Source organism: Streptomyces sp. NPDC085932, from assembly GCF_044540525.1.
Lineage (GTDB): Bacteria > Actinomycetota > Actinomycetes > Streptomycetales > Streptomycetaceae > Streptomyces > Streptomyces levis.
In genome coordinates this window covers 123,914-144,126 of record NZ_JBITSJ010000005.1, presented here as the reverse complement: position 1 = coordinate 144,126, position 20,213 = coordinate 123,914, and the positions used below count along the sequence as shown (strand labels likewise).

Annotated in this window: 21 protein-coding genes and 1 riboswitch; of the genes, 11 read left to right on the top strand and 10 right to left on the bottom strand. The window is 73.3% G+C overall.

Features of this window, described 5'->3' with window-relative positions:
- Positions 1-7: 7 nt before the first annotated feature.
- The 5 genes from ACIGAQ_RS24720 (at position 8) to ACIGAQ_RS24700 (ending at position 6,638) form a co-directional block, all read left to right on the top strand.
- A complete protein-coding gene (locus tag ACIGAQ_RS24720; protein WP_311682105.1) occupies positions 8-493 on the top strand; it encodes an Lrp/AsnC family transcriptional regulator in 486 nt (161 codons plus the stop codon).
- A 156-nt stretch (positions 494-649) separates the two neighbouring features.
- On the top strand, positions 650-1,480 hold the full coding sequence (gene ddaH / locus ACIGAQ_RS24715) for a dimethylargininase (protein ID WP_399786170.1): 831 nt from the start codon (positions 650-652) through the stop codon (positions 1,478-1,480).
- Positions 1,477-2,730: an ornithine--oxo-acid transaminase gene (gene rocD, locus ACIGAQ_RS24710; RefSeq protein WP_399786167.1), complete on the top strand. Its 1,254-nt coding sequence runs from the start codon at positions 1,477-1,479 to the stop codon at positions 2,728-2,730. The genes ddaH and rocD overlap by 4 nt, the downstream gene beginning before the upstream one ends.
- 144 nt (positions 2,731-2,874) lie before the next feature.
- The gene (locus tag ACIGAQ_RS24705; RefSeq protein ID WP_399786164.1) at positions 2,875-5,331 is read left to right on the top strand and encodes a SpoIIE family protein phosphatase; all 2,457 of its coding nucleotides are present in this window, start codon (positions 2,875-2,877) and stop codon (positions 5,329-5,331) included.
- A gap of 68 nt (positions 5,332-5,399) precedes the next feature.
- On the top strand, positions 5,400-6,638 hold the full coding sequence (locus ACIGAQ_RS24700; RefSeq protein ID WP_399786161.1) for a PP2C family protein-serine/threonine phosphatase: 1,239 nt from the start codon (positions 5,400-5,402) through the stop codon (positions 6,636-6,638).
- A 3-nt stretch (positions 6,639-6,641) separates the two neighbouring features.
- Here the strand turns inward: ACIGAQ_RS24700 and ACIGAQ_RS24695 are convergent, their stop codons facing one another.
- Positions 6,642-7,097, bottom strand: coding sequence for an RpiB/LacA/LacB family sugar-phosphate isomerase (locus ACIGAQ_RS24695; protein ID WP_311682111.1), 456 nt, complete (start codon positions 7,095-7,097; stop codon positions 6,642-6,644).
- 318 nt (positions 7,098-7,415) lie between these two features.
- Here ACIGAQ_RS24695 and ACIGAQ_RS24690 point away from each other — a divergent pair, with 318 nt between their 5' ends.
- A complete protein-coding gene (locus ACIGAQ_RS24690; RefSeq protein WP_311682113.1) occupies positions 7,416-8,132 on the top strand; it encodes a lysophospholipid acyltransferase family protein in 717 nt (238 codons plus the stop codon).
- A gap of 58 nt (positions 8,133-8,190) precedes the next feature.
- Entirely contained in the window at positions 8,191-9,222 is a 1,032-nt protein-coding gene (locus tag ACIGAQ_RS24685; RefSeq protein ID WP_399786158.1) for an NAD-dependent epimerase/dehydratase family protein, read from the top strand.
- A gap of 140 nt (positions 9,223-9,362) precedes the next feature.
- On the opposite strand, the gene ACIGAQ_RS24680 is transcribed toward ACIGAQ_RS24685, so the two are convergent.
- The 8 genes from ACIGAQ_RS24680 to ACIGAQ_RS24645 all read right to left on the bottom strand — a co-directional run bounded on the left by ACIGAQ_RS24680 (position 9,363) and on the right by ACIGAQ_RS24645 (position 16,451).
- The gene (locus tag ACIGAQ_RS24680) at positions 9,363-10,937 is read right to left on the bottom strand and encodes an alpha/beta hydrolase (protein ID WP_399786156.1); all 1,575 of its coding nucleotides are present in this window, start codon (positions 10,935-10,937) and stop codon (positions 9,363-9,365) included.
- A 157-nt stretch (positions 10,938-11,094) separates the two neighbouring features.
- On the bottom strand, positions 11,095-11,853 hold the full coding sequence (locus ACIGAQ_RS24675; RefSeq protein ID WP_399786153.1) for an urease accessory protein UreD: 759 nt from the start codon (positions 11,851-11,853) through the stop codon (positions 11,095-11,097).
- Positions 11,850-12,533: an urease accessory protein UreG gene (ureG, locus tag ACIGAQ_RS24670; protein WP_311682117.1), complete on the bottom strand. Its 684-nt coding sequence runs from the start codon at positions 12,531-12,533 to the stop codon at positions 11,850-11,852. The genes ACIGAQ_RS24675 and ureG overlap by 4 nt, the downstream gene beginning before the upstream one ends.
- Positions 12,534-12,662: 129 nt before the next feature.
- Complete coding sequence (locus tag ACIGAQ_RS24665) at positions 12,663-13,337, bottom strand: urease accessory protein UreF (RefSeq protein ID WP_399786150.1); 675 nt, start codon at positions 13,335-13,337, stop codon at positions 12,663-12,665.
- 13 nt (positions 13,338-13,350) lie between these two features.
- Positions 13,351-15,072, bottom strand: a complete 1,722-nt coding sequence (locus tag ACIGAQ_RS24660) for an urease subunit alpha (RefSeq protein ID WP_399786147.1) — start codon at positions 15,070-15,072, stop codon at positions 13,351-13,353.
- A complete protein-coding gene (locus tag ACIGAQ_RS24655) occupies positions 15,065-15,376 on the bottom strand; it encodes an urease subunit beta (protein WP_399786144.1) in 312 nt (103 codons plus the stop codon). The genes ACIGAQ_RS24660 and ACIGAQ_RS24655 overlap by 8 nt, the downstream gene beginning before the upstream one ends.
- Before the next feature lie 11 nt (positions 15,377-15,387).
- Positions 15,388-15,690, bottom strand: a complete 303-nt coding sequence (locus tag ACIGAQ_RS24650; protein WP_094054404.1) for an urease subunit gamma — start codon at positions 15,688-15,690, stop codon at positions 15,388-15,390.
- 113 nt (positions 15,691-15,803) lie between these two features.
- The gene (locus ACIGAQ_RS24645; protein WP_399786141.1) at positions 15,804-16,451 is read right to left on the bottom strand and encodes a TetR/AcrR family transcriptional regulator; all 648 of its coding nucleotides are present in this window, start codon (positions 16,449-16,451) and stop codon (positions 15,804-15,806) included.
- 139 nt (positions 16,452-16,590) lie between these two features.
- Here ACIGAQ_RS24645 and ACIGAQ_RS24640 point away from each other — a divergent pair, with 139 nt between their 5' ends.
- A complete protein-coding gene (locus tag ACIGAQ_RS24640; RefSeq protein WP_399786137.1) occupies positions 16,591-17,586 on the top strand; it encodes an ABC transporter permease in 996 nt (331 codons plus the stop codon).
- A gap of 131 nt (positions 17,587-17,717) precedes the next feature.
- On the opposite strand, the gene ACIGAQ_RS24635 is transcribed toward ACIGAQ_RS24640, so the two are convergent.
- Positions 17,718-18,005 (bottom strand): type II toxin-antitoxin system Phd/YefM family antitoxin, encoded by a 288-nt coding sequence (locus ACIGAQ_RS24635; protein WP_311682124.1) that lies wholly within the window; start codon positions 18,003-18,005, stop codon positions 17,718-17,720.
- Positions 18,006-18,095: 90 nt separating this feature from the next.
- Between ACIGAQ_RS24635 and ACIGAQ_RS24630 the strand changes: the two genes are divergently transcribed.
- The 3 genes from ACIGAQ_RS24630 to ACIGAQ_RS24620 all read left to right on the top strand — a co-directional run bounded on the left by ACIGAQ_RS24630 (position 18,096) and on the right by ACIGAQ_RS24620 (position 20,072).
- A complete protein-coding gene (locus ACIGAQ_RS24630; protein WP_399786133.1) occupies positions 18,096-18,731 on the top strand; it encodes an ATP-dependent Clp protease proteolytic subunit in 636 nt (211 codons plus the stop codon).
- A gap of 7 nt (positions 18,732-18,738) precedes the next feature.
- On the top strand, positions 18,739-19,047 hold the full coding sequence (locus tag ACIGAQ_RS24625) for a hypothetical protein (RefSeq protein ID WP_311682127.1): 309 nt from the start codon (positions 18,739-18,741) through the stop codon (positions 19,045-19,047).
- A 336-nt stretch (positions 19,048-19,383) separates the two neighbouring features.
- Positions 19,384-19,595: riboswitch (cyclic di-AMP (ydaO/yuaA leader) on the top strand.
- 3 nt (positions 19,596-19,598) lie between these two features.
- Positions 19,599-20,072 carry a C40 family peptidase gene (locus ACIGAQ_RS24620; protein WP_311682128.1) on the top strand — a complete coding sequence of 158 codons (474 nt, stop codon included), beginning with the start codon at positions 19,599-19,601 and terminating at the stop codon, positions 20,070-20,072.
- Positions 20,073-20,213 lie beyond the last annotated feature (141 nt).

Sequence of the window (20,213 nt, the reverse complement as noted above, 5' to 3'; positions counted from 1 at the left end):
TGCCCGCATGAACAGCAGGTCCCCGGCGTTCGACGAACTCGACCGGAAGATCGTCACGGCGCTGATGGCGAACGCCCGGACGTCGTTCGCGGAGATCGGCACGGCGATCGGGCTGTCGGCCACGGCGGTCAAGCGGCGGGTGGACCGGCTGCGGGAGACGGGCGTGATCACCGGGTTCACGGCGACCGTCAAGCCGTCGGCGCTGGGCTGGCGCACGGAGGCCTACGTCGAGGTGTACTGCGAGGGCGCAGCCCCGCCGCGGCGGCTGGCCGACGTCGTGCGCGACTACCCGGAGATCACCGCGGCGATGACCGTGACCGGCGGCGCGGACGCGCTGCTGCACGTGCGGGCGCGGGACGTGGAGCACTTCGAGGAGGTGCTGGAGCGCATCCGGCAGGAGCCGTTCATCCGGAAGACGATCAGCGTGATGGTGCTGTCCCATCTGCTGCCGGAGAGTCCGGAGGCGGGAGCCAGCCACCCGGCGCCCGAGTAGCTCCGGGGCGGCGCAGCACCCGTGCGCCGGCCGGCCGGAAGACGCAGCGTTCCTGCGTGGACGCGCAACCTTTGTTCCTTGTCGGCCCTCGCCGTCAGTTCCTACCGTTGTGTCAACCACCTGTCACACACCGTGAGGAAGCGGAGGGACCCCTTCGTGCCCGACTCCCGTGTGCCGCGCCGGCGGCGCTACCTCGTCTGCGAACCCAGACACTTCGCCGTGCAGTACGCGATCAACCCCTGGATGCACCCCGACGAACCCGTCGACGTGATCAGGGCCCTGGACCAGTGGCAGGCGCTGGTCGACACCTACCGTGCCCACGGCCATACCGTGGACAGTGTGAAACCCGTTCCCGGCCTGCCCGACATGGTCTTCGCCGCGAACGCGGCGGTCGTGGTCGACGGGCGCGTCTTCGGCTCGCTGTTCCACGCGCCCGAGCGCCGTCCCGAGTCCGTGCCCTACGAGGCGTGGTTCAAGACGGAGGGCTACGAGGTCTACCACCCCGAGTCGGTCTGCGAGGGCGAGGGCGACTTCGTGCCGGCCGGGCGCTGGATCCTCGCCGGGACGGGCTTCCGCACGACCCGGGAGGCCCACGCCGAGGCGCAGGAGTACTTCGGCGTTCCGGTGATCGGCCTGACGCTGGTGGATCCGCACTTCTACCACCTCGACACCGCGCTGTTCGTCCTCGACGACGAGCTCGACGGGAACATCGCCTACTACCCCGAGGCGTTCTCGCCGGGCAGCCGCGAGGTGCTCGCCCGGCTGTACCCGGACGCGGTGCTCGCCACCCGCGAGGACGCGATGGCGTTCGGGCTCAACTCCGTCTCCGACGGGCGCCACGTCTTCGTCCCACCCGGGGCGACGGGCCTGGCCGGGCAGCTGGCCGACCGCGGCTACGTCCCCGTCCCCGTCGACCTGTCCGAGTTCCACAAGGCCGGGGGCGGCATCAAGTGCTGCACCCAGGAGATCCGGGAGATCCGCTCATGACCGCACCCGTCACCACCCGTGGCCCGCAGGAGAACCCCGGCGCGCGGGGCGGTCGCGGCTCCGAGGAGCTCATCCGCGCGGAGGAGCCGGTCCTCGCGCACAACTACCACCCGCTGCCCGTGGTCGTCGCCCGCGCCGAGGGCACCTGGGTGGAGGACGTGGAGGGCCGCCGGTACCTCGACATGCTGGCCGGTTACTCGGCCCTCAACTTCGGCCACCGGCACCCGGCGCTGGTCGAGGCGGCCCACCGCCAGCTCGACCGGCTGACCCTGACCTCGCGGGCGTTCCACAACGACCGGCTCGCGGAGTTCGCCGAGCGGCTGGCCGCGCTGACCGGGCAGGACATGGTGCTGCCCATGAACACCGGCGCCGAGGCGGTGGAGAGCGGGGTGAAGGTGGCCCGCAAGTGGGCCTACGACGTCAAGGGCGTCCCGGCGGACCGGGCCACGATCGTGGTGGCGGCGGACAACTTCCACGGCCGGACGACGACGATCGTCAGCTTCTCCACGGACGAGACCGCGCGGACCGGGTTCGGGCCCTTCACCCCGGGGTTCCGGATCGTGCCGTACAACGACCTGGCCGCGCTGGAGGCGGCGGTCGACGAGACCACGGCGGCGGTGCTGATCGAGCCGATCCAGGGCGAGGCCGGGGTGATCATCCCGGACGACGGCTACCTGGCCGGCGTCCGCGAGCTGACCCGCCGCAAGGGGTGTCTGTTCGTGGCGGACGAGATCCAGTCCGGGCTCGGCCGGACGGGCAGCACCCTGGCGGTGGAGCACGAGTCGGTGGTGCCGGACGTGCTGCTGCTGGGCAAGGCGCTGGGCGGCGGCATCGTGCCGGTGTCGGCGGTGGTCGGGCGGCGGGACGTGCTCGGGGTGCTGCACCCGGGCGAGCACGGCTCGACCTTCGGCGGCAACCCGCTGGCGGCCGCGGTCGGCACGGCGGTCGTCGAACTGCTGGAGACGGGCGAGTTCCAGCGCCGGGCGGCCGAACTGGGCGTCATCCTGCGGGAGGGCCTGGCGGGCCTGGTCGGCAAGGGCGTGGTCGGCTTCCGCTCGCGCGGGCTGTGGGCGGGCGTCGACGTCGACCCCGCGCTCGGCTCCGGCCGCGAGATCAGCGAGCGCCTGATGCGCGAGGGGATCCTGGTGAAGGACACCCACGGCTCGACGATCCGCCTGGCACCGCCGCTGACCATCACCGGCGAGGAGCTCCGTGGGGCGCTCGGGGCCCTGGAGAAGGTCCTCGGGTAAGGGGCCGGAGGCCCGGGGCCGGGCGAGCGGCTGCCCGGCCCCGGGCCTCCCCGACCGGCCCTGCACAAGCCGCCCCCTCTCACCGGAAGGGTGAAGATGGGGGCAAGAGGTGGTAGACCACTCTCAGCGACAGAGAGGTCGGCCGTGGGCGCAGACGAGGAGTACGGCACTGCCCGGCAGCGGTTCGACGTGGCCGACGCGGCGCCGCTGTTGCTCGATCCGCAGGGCGTGGTGACGGCCTGGACCGACGACGCCCGGCGCCTGCTGGCGTATCCGGCCGCCGAGGCGGTGGGCCGCAAGCTCGCCGATCTGCTGGCCGACGAGGACGCGCAGCGGGTGCCGGACCTGGTCGAGCGGTGCCGCAGGGACGGCGGCTGGCGAGGGCTGCTGACGGTCCGCCGCAAGGACGGGCGGCCGGTGCGGGTCGCCGCGCGCATCACCCCGGCCGAGGAGGCGCACGGCGGCTCCCGCTGGCTGGTGCTGCTGTCGGAGCTGGCCGGGGCCCCCGGCTGGGACATGAGCCGGACGGTGCTGGAGCGGATGGTGTCCGACGCTCCCGTCGGCATCGCGATCGTGGACACGGACCTGCGGTTCGTGTGGTCCAACGCCGCCCTGGAGCAGTTCGGCGGCGGACCGGCCCCGCGCAGGCTCGGGCTGCGGTTCGCGGACGTGCAGCCGGGGCTGGACGCGCAGGCGGTCGAGGCGCAGATGCGGCACGTGCTGGAGACGGGCGAGCCGGTCGTCGGTTACGAGCACGTGGGCCATGTGCGGTCGGCGCCGCTGCGGGAGACGGCGCACATGCTGTCCTTCACCCGGCTGGAGGACGACCGGGGCCACCCGATAGGCGTCTACTACACGGTCGTGGACATGACCGAGCGGCACCGGGCCCGGCAGCGGCTGGCGCTGCTCGACCGGGCCGGTGAGAACATCGGCCGGAGCCTGGACCTCATGCGCACCGCGCAGGAACTGGCCGACGTGGCGGTGCCGGGACTGGCCGACTTCGCCTCCGTGGACCTGCTGGAGACGGTGCTGCGCGGTGGCGAGCTGACGCCCGGGCCGCTCCCGGACACGGCGGAGCCGGTGGCGCTGCGCCGCGCGGGCCACCGGGCCGCGGACGAGGACCTGCCGGCCGTGGTCGTACCCGTCGGGGACGTGGCCACCTATCCCGCCGGGTCGCCCCCGGTCCGCTGTCTGACCTCGGGCCGGTCCTGGCGCGCGGAGCGGCTCGACCCGTCCTCCCGGGACTGGACCACCGACGCCCCGGGCGGCCGGCGGGCCACCTTCCGGGAACTGGGCCTGCACAGTGTGCTGACGGTGCCGATCCGGTCGCGGGGCACCACCCTGGGCCTGACCAGCTTCTACCGGCGCACCCACCGCGAGCCCTTCGACGCGGAGGACCTGCGACTGGCGGAGGACCTCGTCGCCCGCGCGGCCGTGTGCCTGGACAACGCCCACCGCTACACCCGTGAGCGCGACGCCGCGCTCGTCCTGCAGCGCAGTCTGCTCCCTCACCGGCTGCCCGAGCAGGACGCCGTCGAGGTGGCCGCGTGCTACCGCCCGGCGGACGAGCTGACCGGCCTCGGCGGCGACTGGTACGACCTCATCCCGCTGTCCGGGGGGCGGGTGGCGCTCGTCGTGGGCGAGGTGCCCGGGCACGGCATCGACGCCGCGGCGGCCATGGGGCAGTTGCGGACCGCCGTGCGGACGCTGGCCGCGCTGGATCTGCCGCCCGAGGAGGTGCTGGCGCACCTGGACGACCTGGTGGCGCGGTCGGCGCGGGAGGAGGCCGAACCGGGTGCGGCGGGCGCCGACGGCGGGCGCTCCGTGGGCGCCGGATGCCTGTACGCCGTCTACGACCCGGTCGACGGCGGCTGCGCGATGGCCGCGGCGGGCCAGCCCGCCCCCGCGGTGGTGCGGCCCGACGGATCGGTCACGTTCGTCGATCTCCCGCAGGGCCCGGCGCTCGGCGTGGGCGGCCCGCCGTTCGAGGCGGTGGAACTGACCCTCGCGGAGGGCAGCACGCTGGCCCTGCACACCGACGGGCTGCTGGCCCGCAGCGAGGCCTGGGCCGTCGACGCCGGCCGGGACCGGCTGCGCCGGGCCCTGGAACAGGCGGGGCCGCTCGACACGTACTGCCGGACCGTGGTCGACGCGCTGGTGCCCGCCCGTCCCTTCGACGACGTGGCCCTGCTGATGGCCCGGACGAAACGTCTCGGCACCGGGCAGGTGGCGGACTGGGAGCTGCCCTCCGACCCGGCCGTCGTCGCCGAGGCCCGCCGCACGGCCACCCGGCAGCTGGCGCACTGGGGCCTGGACGAGCTGGTGTTCACCACGGAACTGGTGGTGAGCGAGCTGGTCACCAACGCCATCCGCTACTCCACCGGGCCCATCCGGCTCCGGCTGATCCGCGAGCGCGCCCTGGTGTGCGAGGTCTTCGACAACGGCGCCACCGCGCCCCATCTGCGTCATCCCCGCACGACGGACGAGGGCGGGCGCGGGCTGCTGCTGGTCTCCCAGCTGACCCAGCGGTGGGGCACGCGCTTCATCCCCGACGGGAAGATCATCTGGGCCGAGCAGCCGCTGACGGGCGTCCCGGAATGACGCCCGGGTGAGGTACGCCCATACCGTGCGAAACTGGGATGATTCCTGGCATCGGTGAGGCGGCGGCCATGACGGAATCGGCGATCGACTACGCGGCGATGTTCCAGTCCCTGCCCGGCATGGTGGCGCTCCTGACGCCCGAGCTGGTGTACGCGGACGTCAACGAGGAGTTCGTCCGGGGCTCCGGCCGCTCCCGCGAGCAGCTGATCGGCCGCTACGTGTTCGACGTCTTCCCGGACAACCCCAACGACCCGTCCGCGACGGGCATGCGCAATCTGGAGGCGTCGCTGTACCGCGTGCTGGCCACCGGCGAGCGCGACGCCATGGCGCTGCAGCGCTACGACGTCGAGGACCCGGAACGCCCCGGGGAGTGGGAGGAGCGCTACTGGAGCCCGGTGAACGCGCCGGTGCTCGGCTCCGACGGGAAGGTGGCGCTGATCGTGCACCGCGTCGAGGAGGTCACGGAGCTGATCCGGGCCCGGGGCCGCGCCGGGGACCGCAACGGCCGCGCGCGGGTGCTGGAGGCGGAGCTGTACACCCGCGCCCGTGAGCTCCAGCAGCTCAACGAGCGGCTGCGCCAGGCGCACTCGCGGGAGCGGGAGGTGGCACTGGCGCTGCAGGAGGCGATGCTGCCCGCCCGGCGCCAGGTCAGCCGCCACCACCGGGCCGCCGTCCGCTACCGCCCGGCCGTCGGCGCGCTCAACGTCTGCGGGGACTGGTACGACCTGGTGGAACTCGTCGGCGGCCACCGGATCGGAGTGTCCGTGGGCGACGTGGTCGGGCACGGCCTGGCGGCCGCCGGCGTCATGGGGCAGCTGCGCAGCGCGCTCAGCGCGGCCTCCCGGGTCGCCGCGGGCCCGGCGCAGGCGCTGGACGTGCTCGGGCGCTACGCGCACGTGGTCGACGGCGCCGAGTCGGCGACGGCGGTGACGACCTTCATCGACTTCGAGCGGCAGACCATCACCTACAGCAGCGCGGGACACCCACCGCCCGTGCTGGTCCACCCCGACGGCCGCACCCGGTTCCTCGACCGGGCGACGGACACACCCCTCGACGCCCGGCCCGATCCGATCCCCCGGCCCCAGGCCGAGACGGTGTTCACGCCGGGCACCACGCTGGTGCTGTACACCGACGGGCTGATCGAGCGGCGCCATGAGGACATCGACGCGGGGCTGGCCCGGCTCGCCGACGCCCTGCGCCGCCACCGCGACCAGGACCCCGAGACCCTCGCCGACACGGTCCTGCTGGAACTGCTGCCGTCCGGCGGCGCCACGGACGACACCGCGCTGATCGTCGTCCGGCTGTGACCGTCACATCCGGGTCTTGCCGTGGTCGAGCAGGCGCACCCGGTCCACGTTCTGCCGGTCCTCGGCGTCCGTGCTGGGCACCGCCCCGAACCAGGCGTCGAGGATCTCCTTCAGCAGCGGCTCGGACGTCAGCCGCAGGCTGAGCGCGAGCACGTTGGCGTCGTTCCAGCGGCGGGCCCCGTCGGCCGTGTAGGCGTCCGTGCACAGGGCGGCCCGGACTCCGGGCACCTTGTTGGCGGCGATCGAGGCGCCCGTGCCGGTCCAGCAGCACACCACGGCCTGGTCGGCCGTGCCGTCGGCGACCTCGCGAGCGGCCGCCTCGGAGCACACCGCCCACTGCGGGTCGTCCCCGTCGCGCAGGGCGCCGTGCGGGCGCACCTCGTGTCCGCGGTCGCGCAGGGCGGCCACGAGGGAGCGGGCGACGGGCTCGTCCATGTCCGAGGAAACAGAGATCCGCATGCTTCGCAGACTACTCGGCGGGGCCGCAGAGCCAGTGGCCGGACAGGCACCCCCGTCATCCCGCCATGCCCCGCGATCGGCTTGCCGGTCACTCGTACGGAGCAGCACGCTGGTCCCGCGTTGCTCCCCGGCCGCACGGGCACCACCGGACACACCTTGACTGACTGACCGTCAGTCAAAGCGTGAAGGATCGGCGCGGTCCTGCGCACGAGGTGCCCGGCGACTGCCCCTGCACCTACACTGGCACCCCACGACATGCCGGTTGACCTGCTGGAACGCGGCGGTTGAGCCCACCGCCAGAGTCGAGGAGCGCCCGCTTTGTTCTACTACCTGTTGAAATACGTGCTGCTGGGGCCGCTGCTGAGACTGGTCTTCCGGCCTCGAATAGAGGGTCTGGAGCACGTGCCGGCGGAGGGCGCGGCGATCATCGCCGGCAATCACCTGTCGTTCTCGGACCACTTCCTGATGCCCGCCATCCTCAAGCGGCGCATCACCTTCCTCGCCAAGGCCGAGTACTTCACGGGCCCCGGCGTCAAGGGCCGTCTGACGGCCTTCTTCTTCCGCAGCGCGGGGCAGATCCCGGTCGACCGCTCCGGCAAGGACGCGGGCCAGGCGGCGATCCGCGAGGGCCTCGGCGTGCTGGGCAAGGACGAGTTGCTCGGCATCTACCCCGAGGGCACCCGCTCGCACGACGGCCGGCTCTACAAGGGCAAGGTCGGTGTCGCGGTGATGGCCCTGAAGGCCGGGGTCCCGGTCGTGCCCTGCGCGATGATCGGCACGTTCGAGGCCCAGCCGCCCGGCAAGGTCATCCCCCGGATCCACCCGGTCGTGATCCGCTTCGGCGAGCCACTCGACTTCTCCCGCTACGAGGGCATGGAGAACGAGAAGGCCGTGCTGCGCGCCATCACCGACGAGATCATGTACGCGATCCTCTCGCTGTCCGAGCAGGAGTACGTCGACCGGTACGCGGCCGTGGTGAAGGCCGAGGAGGCCGCCGCGAAGGAGCGGAAGTTCCCGCGCATGCCCCTGCGGTGACCTCTGCTGTCGGCAGAAGCCGTTCCCGGGGCAGGACGGGGCGCTCTACGGTCGCGGCATGAGACGTGCTGTGGTGATCGGGGCGGGCGGGCAGATCGGCCGGCCGGCGGTGGCGGCGCTGGCCCGGGACGGCTGGGCCGTGACGGCGGCCTCCCGCGGCGGCGGCCGCGACGAGGCCTGGCCCGGGGACGTCCGGGTGGCGCGAGTGGACCGCGAGGACGACGCGGCACTGGGCGCCCTGATCGGCGACGGCTGCGACCTGGTGGTCGACGTCGTCGCCTACGATGCCCGGCACGCCCGGCAGTTGACCGCCCTGGCCGGCCGCGTCGGCTCGGCGGTCGTCGTCTCCACGGTGTCCGTGTACGAGGACGGCGAGGGCCGCGGCTTCGACACGATGGGCGAGCCGGGCGGTCACCCGCGCTATCCCGTGCCGATCGGCGAGGACCAGCCCACGGTCGCGCCGGGCGACGCCACGTACAGCGCCCGCAAGGCCGCCCTGGAGCGCGAACTCCTGACCGCGGGCGGCGGTCCGCCCACGACGGTGCTGCGCGCGGGCGCGGTGCACGGGCCGCACAGCCCGCTCCCCCGCGAGCTGTACTTCGTGAAACGGAACCTGGACGGCCGGCGCCGGCGGGTGCTCGCCTTCCGGGGCGCGAGCCTGTTCCACACCGCGGCGGCCCGGAACATCGCCGAGCTGATCCGGCTGGCGGCGGCCCGGCCCGGCTCGCGTGCGCTCAACGCCTGTGACCCGGAGCCGCCCAGTGCGGCGGAGATCGGGGCGGCCGTCGACGCGGTGATGGGGGTGCGGACGGAGACGGTCCTGCCGGCCGGGCCGCCGCCGCCGCCGTCCGTGGGCAGCTCGCCCTGGTCGGCGGAGCTGCCGGTGGTGTGCGACATGTCGGCCGCCGCACGGGAGCTGGGCTACCGGCCGGTCGTGTCCTACGCCGAGAGCCTCCCGGAGACGGTCGACGACCTCACCCGCAGGCTGGCCGGGCGGGACTGGCGTGAGGCGTTCCCCTCACTCGCGCGCGTCTACCCGGACCTGTTCGACTACGCGGCCGAGGACGCCTGGTTCACGGGGGCGGCTTGAGGAGAGCGGGCTTGGGCTGCCGGACGGAAAACGGGGCGGGGCCGCGTGAGGGAGGGGCGGCCGGTGGTCCGGCGGGGGCCGCGTGAGGGAGGGGCGGCCGGTGGTCCGGCCGCCCCTCGTCGCCGTACGGCGGCCGGTGGCTACGGCTTCGGCGTGGCGTGCGGCGCGCAGGTCACGTCCGCGCGGTCCAGTTCGCCGGTGAGCAGGTAGCTGTCCACCCGGGTGTTGATGCACGGGTTGGTCAGGCCGGTGACACCGTGGGAGCCCGCGTCCTTCTCGGTGATCAGGCGCGAGCCCTTGAACCGCTGGTGCAGCTCGACGGCACCCTCGTACGGGGTGGCCGCGTCACGCTCGGACTGCACGATCAGCACCGGCGGCAGGCCCTTGCCGGTCTTCACGTTCAGCGGCGTCTGCTGCTTGACCGGCCAGGTGGCGCACGGCAGGTTCATCCATGCGTTGGCCCAGGTCATGAACGGGTGGTCCCGGTGCAGCCGCGTGTTGTCACGGTCCCACCGCTGCCAGCTGGTGGGCCACTTGGCGTCGGCGCACTCCACGGCCGTGTACACGGCGTTGCCGTTCTCGGAGGCGGCGTTGCCCGCGGTGTCCGACAGGTCGGGCGCGGCGGCGTCCACCAGCGCCTGGGTGTCCCCGGCGACGTACTTGCTGAACACCGCGGCGACCGGGGCCCACTGGGAGTCGTAGTACGGGGCGCTCTGGAAGAAGGAGATCAGCTCGGCCGGGCCGACGACCCCGCCGAGCGGGCTCTTCTTGGCGGTGGCGCGCAGCTTCAGCCACTGCTCCTGGACCTCGGCGCGGGTGTCGCCCAGGTGGTAGGTCGCGTCGTTCTTCGCGACCCAGTCCTGCCAGTCCTTCCAGCGGCCCTCGAAGGCGACGTCCTGGTCCAGGTTGGCCTGGTACCAGATCTTCTCGCGGGACGGGTTGACGACGCTGTCGACGACCATGCGGCGCACGTGGCCCGGGAAGAGCGTGCCGTAGACGGCGCCGAGGTAGGTGCCGTAGGAGACGCCGAGGAAGTTGAGCTTCTTCTCGCCGAGGGCGGCGCGGATGACGTCGAGGTCGCGCGCGGTGTTCGGCGTGGTCATGTGCGGCAGCATCCAGCCGCTGCGCTCGTGGCAGCCCTCGGCGTACTCGCGGGCCAGCTTGCGCTGGGCGAGCTTGTCGGCCTCGGAGTCGGGCACCGGGTCCATCTTGGGCGCCTTGACGAACTCCTGCGGGTCGACGCAGGAGATGGGCGTGGACTTGCCCACGCCGCGCGGGTCGAAGCCCACGAAGTCGTAGGCCTTGGCGGCGTTGGCCCAGATGGGGTTCTTGCTCGTGACGCGGGCCGGGAAGCGCAGTCCGGAGCCGCCGGGGCCGCCGGGGTTGTAGATGAGCGCGCCCTGCCGCTCGGCCTTCGTGCCGGTGTTGCCGATGCGGTCGACGGCGAGCTTGATCTGCTTGCCGTACGGCTTGGCGTAGTCGAGGGGCACGGTGACGTACCCGCACTGGATCGGCTTGGCCAGGTTCCAGTCGGCAGGGCAGTCCTGCCAGTCGATGCCGGCCTTCGCGGCGCGCTCGGCGGCGATGGCGGTTCCCCGGGCCTCACGGTTCTGGCCGGGGCCGCTGCCCGCGCTCGCGTTCGCCGTGGGCGCCGCGACGGCGCCGGCTATCAGCGTGGCCGTGACGAGCGCGCCGGCCGAACCGAGCGCCGCCATCCGCCTCTTCGGTCTCGTACCCCTCAAGGGGGACCTCCCCGTACTCAGTTGCGATCAGTACGGGGGATCCTCGCGGTTGTGAGGTACCTGAGAACAGGGGCGGGCATCCTTCTTTGCCAATCCGATAAACGGAGTGCCACTCCTGTTGTGCGGACGGCTACCCGAGCAGGGTGAGGGCCTCGTCGAGCAGCCGCCGCAGCCGGAGGGCGTCCGGCGCCACGGCGGTGACCAGCGCGGCGGGGCCGGCGAGCGGCATGAGCGCGGCGCCTTCGGCCAGCGTCCTGCCCGCCACCGGCTCGGCCGCGAACTCGGGACGTACCGCCACGAGTTGCCCCACCGCGCGCTGCCCCCCGAGGCCGGCCGGTCCGTCCCAGCCGGCGGGTGCGCCGGGCCCGCAGGCCAGTTCCTGGTCGAGCACGAGGCGCCCGGCCACCCGTACGGTCAGACGGCTCGTCAGACGCCCGGGCCGCTCGCCGGCCCGCCCCAGCACCTGTTCCTCGCGCAGCACGAGCCGGGCCGTGGCGGCCACCTCGGCCCGGGTCGTGACGTACAGGTCGCTGCCCTGGGCGGAGATCAACTGTTCGGGCAGCCAGTGCAGTTCGGCGTGGTCGGCGACGTCGAGCCGGACGTCGTAGCGTGCCTCGCCCTTGGCCTGGCCGGGCAGGGCGAGGGTGGCGGCGGCCGATCCGAGGGACAGCGTCGCGCCCGCCTCGACCCGGGCGTGCACCGTGAAGTGATCGCCGCCGAGCGGGCCGCTCATGGCGCCGACCAGCATGACCCGAGCCCCGGCCCCGGTGGCCCGGGTGCGTCGCAACGCCAGCGGCCCGTCGCTCGCCAGCACGGGCAGCGCGGTCCCGCCCCGGCCGTCGTCCCGGGCGACGATCCTCGCCACGGACCGCACCCCGGCCGTGTTCACGCGCCCGCCGTCCAGGCGGCGAGCCGGCCGCGCACCCAGGCGGCGACGTCGGAGACCCCGGGTCCGCCACGCAGCGACTGGAAGACGACCGGCAGTTCGGCGCGCTGCGCCTTGGCGTCGGCGGCCATGCGGGCCAGGTCGGAGCCGACATGGGGGGCGAGGTCGGTCTTGTTCACCACGAGCAGGTCGGCGGTGGTCACGCCGGGCCCGCCCTTGCGCGGGATGTCGTCACCCCCGGCCACGTCGATGACGAAGATCTGCGCGTCGACGAGGCCTTTGGAGAAGGTCGCGGTGAGGTTGTCCCCGCCGGACTCCACGAGGATCAGGTCCAGCGGGCCGACCGCGTCCTCCAGGTCCTCCACGGCCTCCAGGTTGGCGGAGATGTCGTCCCGGATCGCGGTGTGCGGGCAGGCCCCGGTCTCGACGGCGGTGATCCGCTCGGGCGGCAGGACGGCCTCCCGCAGCAGGAACTCGGCGTCCTCCCGCGTGTAGATGTCGTTGGTGACGACCGCGAGCGACAGTTCGTCCCGCAGGGCCCGGCACAGCGCCGCGACGGTGGCGGTCTTCCCGGAGCCCACGGGCCCGCCGAGCCCGATGCGCAGAGCACGGCGGCTGCCGTCGGGGCGGTGGGCGTCGGCACCGACGGCGGTGGGGCCGTCGTGGTGATGATCGAGGTGCATGTGCGGCTCCTGATGGGGCGGGCCCGGGGTCGCGGGCGACTGGGTAGGGGGCGGGATCCGGTGCCGGGTGCGAGCCGGGGGGACGGCCGGGCAGCTGAGGGGTTGGTCTGCACGGGGTTCGGAGGGCGGTTACGAGGCGAACAGCCGTACGGGCCACCCCGCGTGCTGCTCCGCCCCGATCTCCAGCAGGGGCGCGGACGCGGCGGGCAGCGCGTCGACGCCTTCGCCGACGACCCGGCGGGCCGCCTCCACCGCCCGGTCCACGACCCGGTCCAGCTCGGGAGCCAGCCGGGCCAGCACTCCGGTCGCGTCGAAGGGGTCCAGGCTCAGCAACCGCACGGTCGCCGTGGCCGGCCCGCTCACGCTCTCGTACGCCGCGCAGTACGCCGCGTCCACCGGCCCGAGGCCGGCCGCCCGCGCCGCGAGACCGAGGACCACCGGTTGATGCGCTCCCTTGGGGAACTGCCGTCCGAGGGCGTCCAGTTCGGCGGACGGCCAGGTTGCCCGGGCGGCCCGCAGCAACTGCCGCCCCAGTTTGCGCGCGGCGGCCCGCAGCGCGGGTGAGGGCGTGCGGGCGTCCGCCGCGCCGTCCAGCGTGACGGGGTCGATGCCGAGCGCCGCGGAGGCCGCGAGGGCAGCCGAGACCAGCCCGGCCGTGTGCAGCCGCCCCCGGCAGAATTCCGCCAGGCTCGCCGCCCCGCTGATCCGCCCGGCCTTGACGGCTTCCTCGGCCCCGCCGGAGTGCGCGTGGCCTCCGGCGGGGAACCGGCCGTCGGCCAGGACGAGCAGTGCCGCCCGTGACATCGCGACCTCGCCTTCAGAAGAGGAAGTAGCGCTGCGCCATGGGCAGCTCGGCCGCGGGTGTCGCCTCGACGAGCTCCCCGTCGATGTGCACGGCGAAGCTGTCGGGATCGATGCGCACGTCGGGCCGGGCGTCGTTCTCGCGCATGTCGGCCTTGGTGACCGAGCGGGTCGACTCGATGGCCACGAACCGCTTGCCGAGCGCGAGACGCTCCGGGAGCCCGTCCTCGACGGCCAGGGGCGCGACGAAGTTGACGGAGTTGGCCGCAGGGGCCCGGCCGATCGCGCCGTACATCGGGCGCGGCAGGACCGGTTGCGGGGTCGGGATGGAGGCGTTGGCGTCGCCCATCTGCGCGTAAGCGATCTGCCCGCCCTTGACGACCAGGTGCGGCTTGACGCCGAAGAACGCGGGCTCCCACAGCACCAGGTCGGCCAGCTTGCCGCTCTCCACCGACCCGATCTCGCGGGCGAGGCCCTGGGCGAGGGCGGGATTGATCGTGTACTTGGCGACGTAGCGGCGCACCCGGTGGTTGTCGGCCCGGCCGTCGCCGGGCAGCGCGCCGCGCCGCCGCTTCATGACGTGGGCGGTCTGCCAGGTCCGCAGGACGACCTCGCCGACGCGTCCCATCGCCTGCGAGTCGGAGGAGATGATGGAGATCGCGCCGAGGTCGTGCAGCACGTCCTCCGCGCCGATGGTGGAGGGGCGGATGCGGGACTCGGCGAACGCCAGGTCCTCCGGCACGGCCGGGTTGAGGTGGTGGCACACCATCAGCATGTCGAGGTGTTCCTCGGCGGTGTTGACGGTGAAGGGCCGGGTCGGGTTGGTGGAGCTGGGCAGCACGTGGGACTCGGAGACCACGGTCATGATGTCCGGCGCGTGCCCGCCGCCCGCGCCCTCGGTGTGGTAGGCGTGGATGCCCCGTCCGGCGATGGCGGCGAGCGTGTCGCCGACGAAACCGGCCTCGTTCAGGGTGTCCGTGTGGATGGCGACCTGGATGCCCGTCCGCTCGGCGACGGTCAGCGAGGCGTCGATGACGGCCGGGGTGGAGCCCCAGTCCTCGTGCAGTTTCAGGCCGAGTGCCCCGCCCCGGATCTGCGACAGCATCGCCTCGTGGGAGACGGTGTTGCCCTTGCCGAGGAATCCGATGTTGAGCGGGTAGGCCTCCATGGCCTCCAGCATCCGGGCCAGATGCCAGGGGCCGGGGGTCACGGTCGTCGCCTTGGAGCCCTCGGCCGGGCCGGTGCCGCCGCCGACCAGGGTCGTGACGCCCGACGCCAGGGCCTCGTCCGCGATCTGCGGGCAGATGAAGTGGACGTGCGCGTCGATCGCGCCGGCCGTGAGGATCCGCCCGTTGCCGGCGATGATCTCGGTCTCCGGGCCGATGACCAGGTCCGGGTGGACGCCGTCCATGGTGTCGGGGTTGCCGGCCTTGCCGATGCCGGTGATACGGCCGTCGCGGATGCCGACGTCGGCCTTGACGATCCCCCAGTGGTCGATGATCACCGCGCCGGTGATCACGGTGTCCGGCGTGCCCTCCGCGCGCGTGGCACGGGACTGGCCCATGGACTCGCGGATGACCTTGCCGCCGCCGAACACGGCCTCGTCACCGGCGCGTCCGGGACCGCCGGAGCGGTCCTCCTCGATCTCCACGAGCAGATCGGTGTCGGCGAGCCGGATCCGGTCGCCGGTCGTCGGGCCGAACAGGTCGGCGTACGCGGCACGCGAGATCTCAGGCATCGAGGGCACCTCCGGTCTCCCCGCGCAGACCGGGCACGACACGGGCGCCGGTGAGCGGAACGAGTTCGACGTCGACGGGGATCCCCGGTTCGAAGCGCACGGCCGTGCCGGCGGCGACGTTCAGCCGCTTGCCCCGCGCCGCGGCCCGGTCGAACTCCAGGCCGGGATTGGCCTCGGCGAAGTGGTAGTGGGAGCCGACCTGGACGGGCCGGTCGGCGGCGTTGAGCACGGTGAGCCGGGTGACCTCGTGGCCCTCGTTGCAGACGATCGGGTCCTCGGCGAAGAGGATCTCTCCGGGGATCATGCGGAGCCCCCTCAGACGATCGGCTCGTGGACGGTGACGAGCTTGGTGCCGTCCGGGAAGGTGGCCTCGACCTGGACGTCGTGGATCATCTCCGGGACCCCTTCCATCACGTCGTCTCGGGTGAGCAACGTGCGTCCGGAGGACATGAGTTCGGCGACGGTGCGGCCGTCCCGGGCGCCTTCGAGGATGTGCGACGTGATGAGGGCGACCGCCTCGGGGTGGTTGAGCCGGAGCCCGCGGGCCCGGCGCCTGGCCGCCACGTCGGCCGCCACGTGGATCAGCAGTCGTTCTTGCTCGTGCGGGGTCAGCTGCACGTCCCACCTCACAGTCCTCGCTCCGGGCCGTGCGGGACCCGGGTGCCGCGGCCACGGGGCAAAGTGCCAGGTGGCGTGGGACGGCAGGCTAGTTGGACCGCGTTTCGGGCACGTTAACCCGACTGTGACCCGGGCATCGGGGCGGGCTCGTCCCGCATGCTCATCAGGGCCCGCAGACCGTCCCGGAGGACCTCGACCGGGGCGGGTCCGAACAGGGACTGCTGGGCGATGAACCCGAGCACGGCGGCGATCATCGTGCGGGCCACATGGTCGGGCTCGACGTCCGGCCGCATCATCCCGGCCCGCTGGTACCCCTCGACGATCTTCGCCCAGGCCGCGCGGACGGAGCCGTACCCCTCGCGCAGGACGGCCGCCAGCTCCTCGTTGCGCAGGGTCTCCGGCCACACCTGGATGACGAGGCGCGGGAAGGCGGGCCTGCCGTCGACGAGCAGATACTCGCGGGCGGCGAGCACCGAGCCGAGGACGGTCGCCACGAGTGCGTCCGGCGGCGGGGGCGGGCTCTGCCGGGACGCCTCCTCGAAGGCCCCGCGGACCGAGCCGAGGACCTCGCCGACGATCGCCCCGATCAGTTCGTCCTTGCCACTGAAGTAGCGGTAGACCGCGCCGGCGGACAGGCCGACCTCCTTCAGCACGTCCTGCATGGACGTGGCGTGGAAGCCGTTGCGGGCGAAGCAGACCGCGGCGCCGTCGAGGATCTGGCGGCGGCGGGCGTCGAGGTGTTCCTGGGACACGCGGGCCATGGTCCCCAACGTAAAACGAATATTCATTCTTGACAAGGCGCGCCCGGCGGAGCACGGTGGTGGCAGAGCAAAAACGAACGATCCTTCTTTTTACCGCCGACCGTTCCCGAGGCCGGTCCGCCGCCCGCAGGAGACCCTCATGTCCCACACGCCGAATCGCCGACTGATCGCGGTCGTCGTCCTCGTTCCCGTCCTCGCCGCCCTGGCCCTGTGGGCCTTCGCCTGGCCGGCCGCCCGCACCGCGCCGCGCGACCTGCCGCTCGGCGTCGCCGGACCGCCCGCCGCGGCGGCCCAGGTGGAGCGGCAACTGGAGCGGCACGAGGGCGCCTTCGAGATTCACCGCTACGCCGACGAGGCCGCAGCCCGGGACGCCGTCGAGGACCGCACGGTGTACGGCGCGGTCGTGGTCACAGCGCAGGGGCCCGAACTGCTCACGGCCTCCGCCGGCGGTCCGGCCGTGGCCCAGCTGCTCCAGCAGGCCGTCACGCGGCAGGCCGCCGCCGAGGGCACGCAGGTCAGGACGGCCGACGTGGTGGCCGCCCCGCCGAGCGACCCGCGGGGCGCCGCGCTGAGCGCCTCCGTACTGCCCCTGGCGCTGGCCGGCATCGCGGCGGGCGCGGTGGTCACCGTGCTGCGGCTGAGCGGGCTGCGGGCCGTGGGCGCCCTGCTCGGCGCCTCCGCGCTGGTGGGTGTGATCGGGGCCGGGATCGCGGACAGCTGGCTCGGGGTGCTCACCGGTGACTGGTGGGCCGAGGCCGCCGTGCTCGGACTGTCGTCGCTGGCCGTCAGCGGCGCCGTCGCCGGACTCGCCGCGCTGATGGGCCCGGCCGGCCTCGGGATCGCCGGCGGCGTGGTGATGCTGCTCGGCAATCCGTTCTCCGGCGCCGCGTCGGCACCGCAGATGCTGCCCGAGCCGGCCGGCGCGATCGGCCAGTGGCTGCCGCCCGGCGCGGGCACGACGCTGCTGCGCTCGGTGTCGTACTTCGACGGCGCGGCGGCGACCGGACCCGCACTGACGCTGGCCTGGTGGGCGGTGCTGGGCCTGGGTGCCGTCCTGCTCGGCGGCACGCTTCGCGCGCGGAAGCGGGCCGGGGCGCCCGCGGCCGAGCCGCGGGACCTGGCGGCCGTCGGCTAGCCGCGACCCCACGACCGGGCGGCCGCGGAAGCGGACCGCACGACAGAACGACCGTGCGCCCCCGCTGTAGCGGACGGGGGTGCACGGTCCTTTTCCGTTCGGGCCGGCTGGTCCTCTTCCGTTCGGGCCGGCTAGGCGGGTCCGGTCCCCCGGTGCTCCGCCGCGATCCCGAACCGCCGCCGTTCGCCGGGGGCGGACGCGACCTCGCGGACGGTGGACACCGCGCTGATCACCTGCTCCCCGGCCGGCTCCGCGACCTCCCGGGCCTCCTCCAGTCGCCGCAGGTCATCGGCGGAGACGAGGGCGACGAGGGGCTTGCCGTGACGGGTCACGACGACGCGCTCACCGGCGTACACCACGCGGTTGATCAGGTCGGCGAGCTCAGCCCTGGCTTGCGTCACCGGAATCTCGTAGGCCATGACCCCATCATAACGTCACGTACGTCCTGTACATTTTTTACAGAGGAAGCTGTCGCCGGAGACAGCCCTGTCCGCGAGGAGGGGTTCACCATGAGCCGACCGTCGGCCCGTCACGTGCTGCCCGGGTTCACCGAACGCACGGGGGCAGGACCACGGACGACGGATCCGTACTCCGAGCTCCTGGAGGAGCGGATCGTCTTCCTGGGCACGCCGGTGGACGAGACCTCGGCGAACGACGTGATGGCCCAGTTCATGTACCTGGAACACCAGGACCCGGACCGCGACATCTCGCTCTACATCAACTCGCCCGGGGGCAGCTTCCACGCGATGACGGCGATCCACGACACGATGCAGTACGTCTCGTGCGACGTGGAGACCATCTGCCTGGGCCAGGCGGGTACGGAGGCCTCGGTGCTGCTGGCGGCGGGGACACCCGGCAAGCGCTTCACGCTGACCGACGCCCGCATGGTGCTCCGCCAGCCCGCACTGCCCGAGCCGGTCCGGGGCCGGGCCGGTGATCTGGCCGTCCGGGCGGAGGAGTTGAGGCGCGTGCGGACGCTGATGGAGGAGCTGCTGGCCCACCACACCGGCCGCACCCGGGAACAGGTGGGCGAGGACCTCGATCGGGACAGGTTCCTCACCGCCCAAGATGCGGTGGAGTACGGCCTGGTGGACCGGATCATGCCCGACCGCAAGGCCGTCCGGCCCGTCCCGACGGGGCGGTGAGCCGGCCGTGCTGCCTCCCGAACTGCCGCCGCTGCCCGCCCTGACCCGCGCCGAGGCGGAGTTGATCGACCGCTACCTCGACGTCGTCGACCTGCTCGGACGGATCAACCCGGCGCTGCCCGGCGACACCTACCGCGGACTGCGGGCCGCCCAGGCCCTGGTCGGCAAGGCCACCGCACTGCGCGACGCGCTGGCGGTGATGCACCACCGGGGCGAGGCGGAACTGCACGCCGCCACGCTGGCCCGCGCGCTGCGGGTGCTGGACGGCGAGCGGCGCACGGCCCGCGTCACGCTGCCGCCGGAGTCCGTGAGTTGACGCGCCGACGACGGCCCGGGCCGCCGTCGGGTCGGCGGCGCGTCCGGCCCTGAGTCGAAACGGACCAAACGACGTACCCCTGTTCGGAGTAGACGGGGATCCCTTTTTCGGCCCCTCACAGTTGCGCAACGCGCGGACCTGTGGGGCGGAATGGGGCGTTCCATCGCTGGTCCGGCCGTCCGCAAAGCCGTGGACAGCCGGTCGAACACAGACGTGTCCACCCGAACGGGTGAGTGGTGAGTAACAACACAAATCCCCGGTTCCGTTGGGAATTCAGGACAACCATGAGTCAAGATCCCTGTCTGACGACAAGCCCCCGCCACAGCGGCGGGGCGATCCGGGCGGACGCCGAGTCCTGCCGCCGCCCGGATGACCGGTCGACAGGAGTGGATCGGCAGGAGTGGAGGACCCAAGCACGACGGGTCGCCGGGACGGTCACGCCATGACCGGTCCGAGCAGCCCTTGGGGTGAAGCCGCGTCAGCGGCCGGGCAACTTCGCCAGCCCGAATCCGACAGGTCATCCTTCACAGGCGGCTGACGAAGGGTTGCGCATGACTGCGCTCAATCGTGTCCCGTCGCTGATGGTCCGGGCCGGTACGGCTTCGGCCCTCACCATCGCCGCCGTGGGCGGCTCGATCGTGGCGCCCGGCTTCTCGTCCGAAGCGGCGGCCGCCGCGCCGGCGACCAAGGCACTCCAGATCGCGGCCTCCAAGAAGGGTTCGCCCTACAAGTACGGGGCCACCGGACCGCACCGGTTCGACTGCTCGGGGCTGACGCTCTACGCGTTCAAGAAGGCGGGCAAGAAGCTCCCGCGCACGGCCGCCCAGCAGTACAACAAGACGCGCCACATCTCCGCCAAGAACCGCAAGGCGGGGGACCTGGTGTTCTTCCACTCGGGCAGCAGCGTGTACCACGTGGGTATCTACGCGGGTAAGAACAAGCTCTGGCACTCCCCGAAGACCGGTGACGTGGTGCGGTTGCAGAAGATCTGGACCAAGAGCGTCTGGTACGGGCGCGTGAAGTGATCCTCCGGCGTGGGGGGGGGGGCGGGCCCGCCCCCCCCCCCCCCGGCGGGGCACGGGGGCGGCGGGGGCCCCCGCCCCCCCCCCCCCGCCCCCCCCCCCCCCCCCCCCCCCCCCACCACCCCCCCCCCCCCCCCCCCCCCG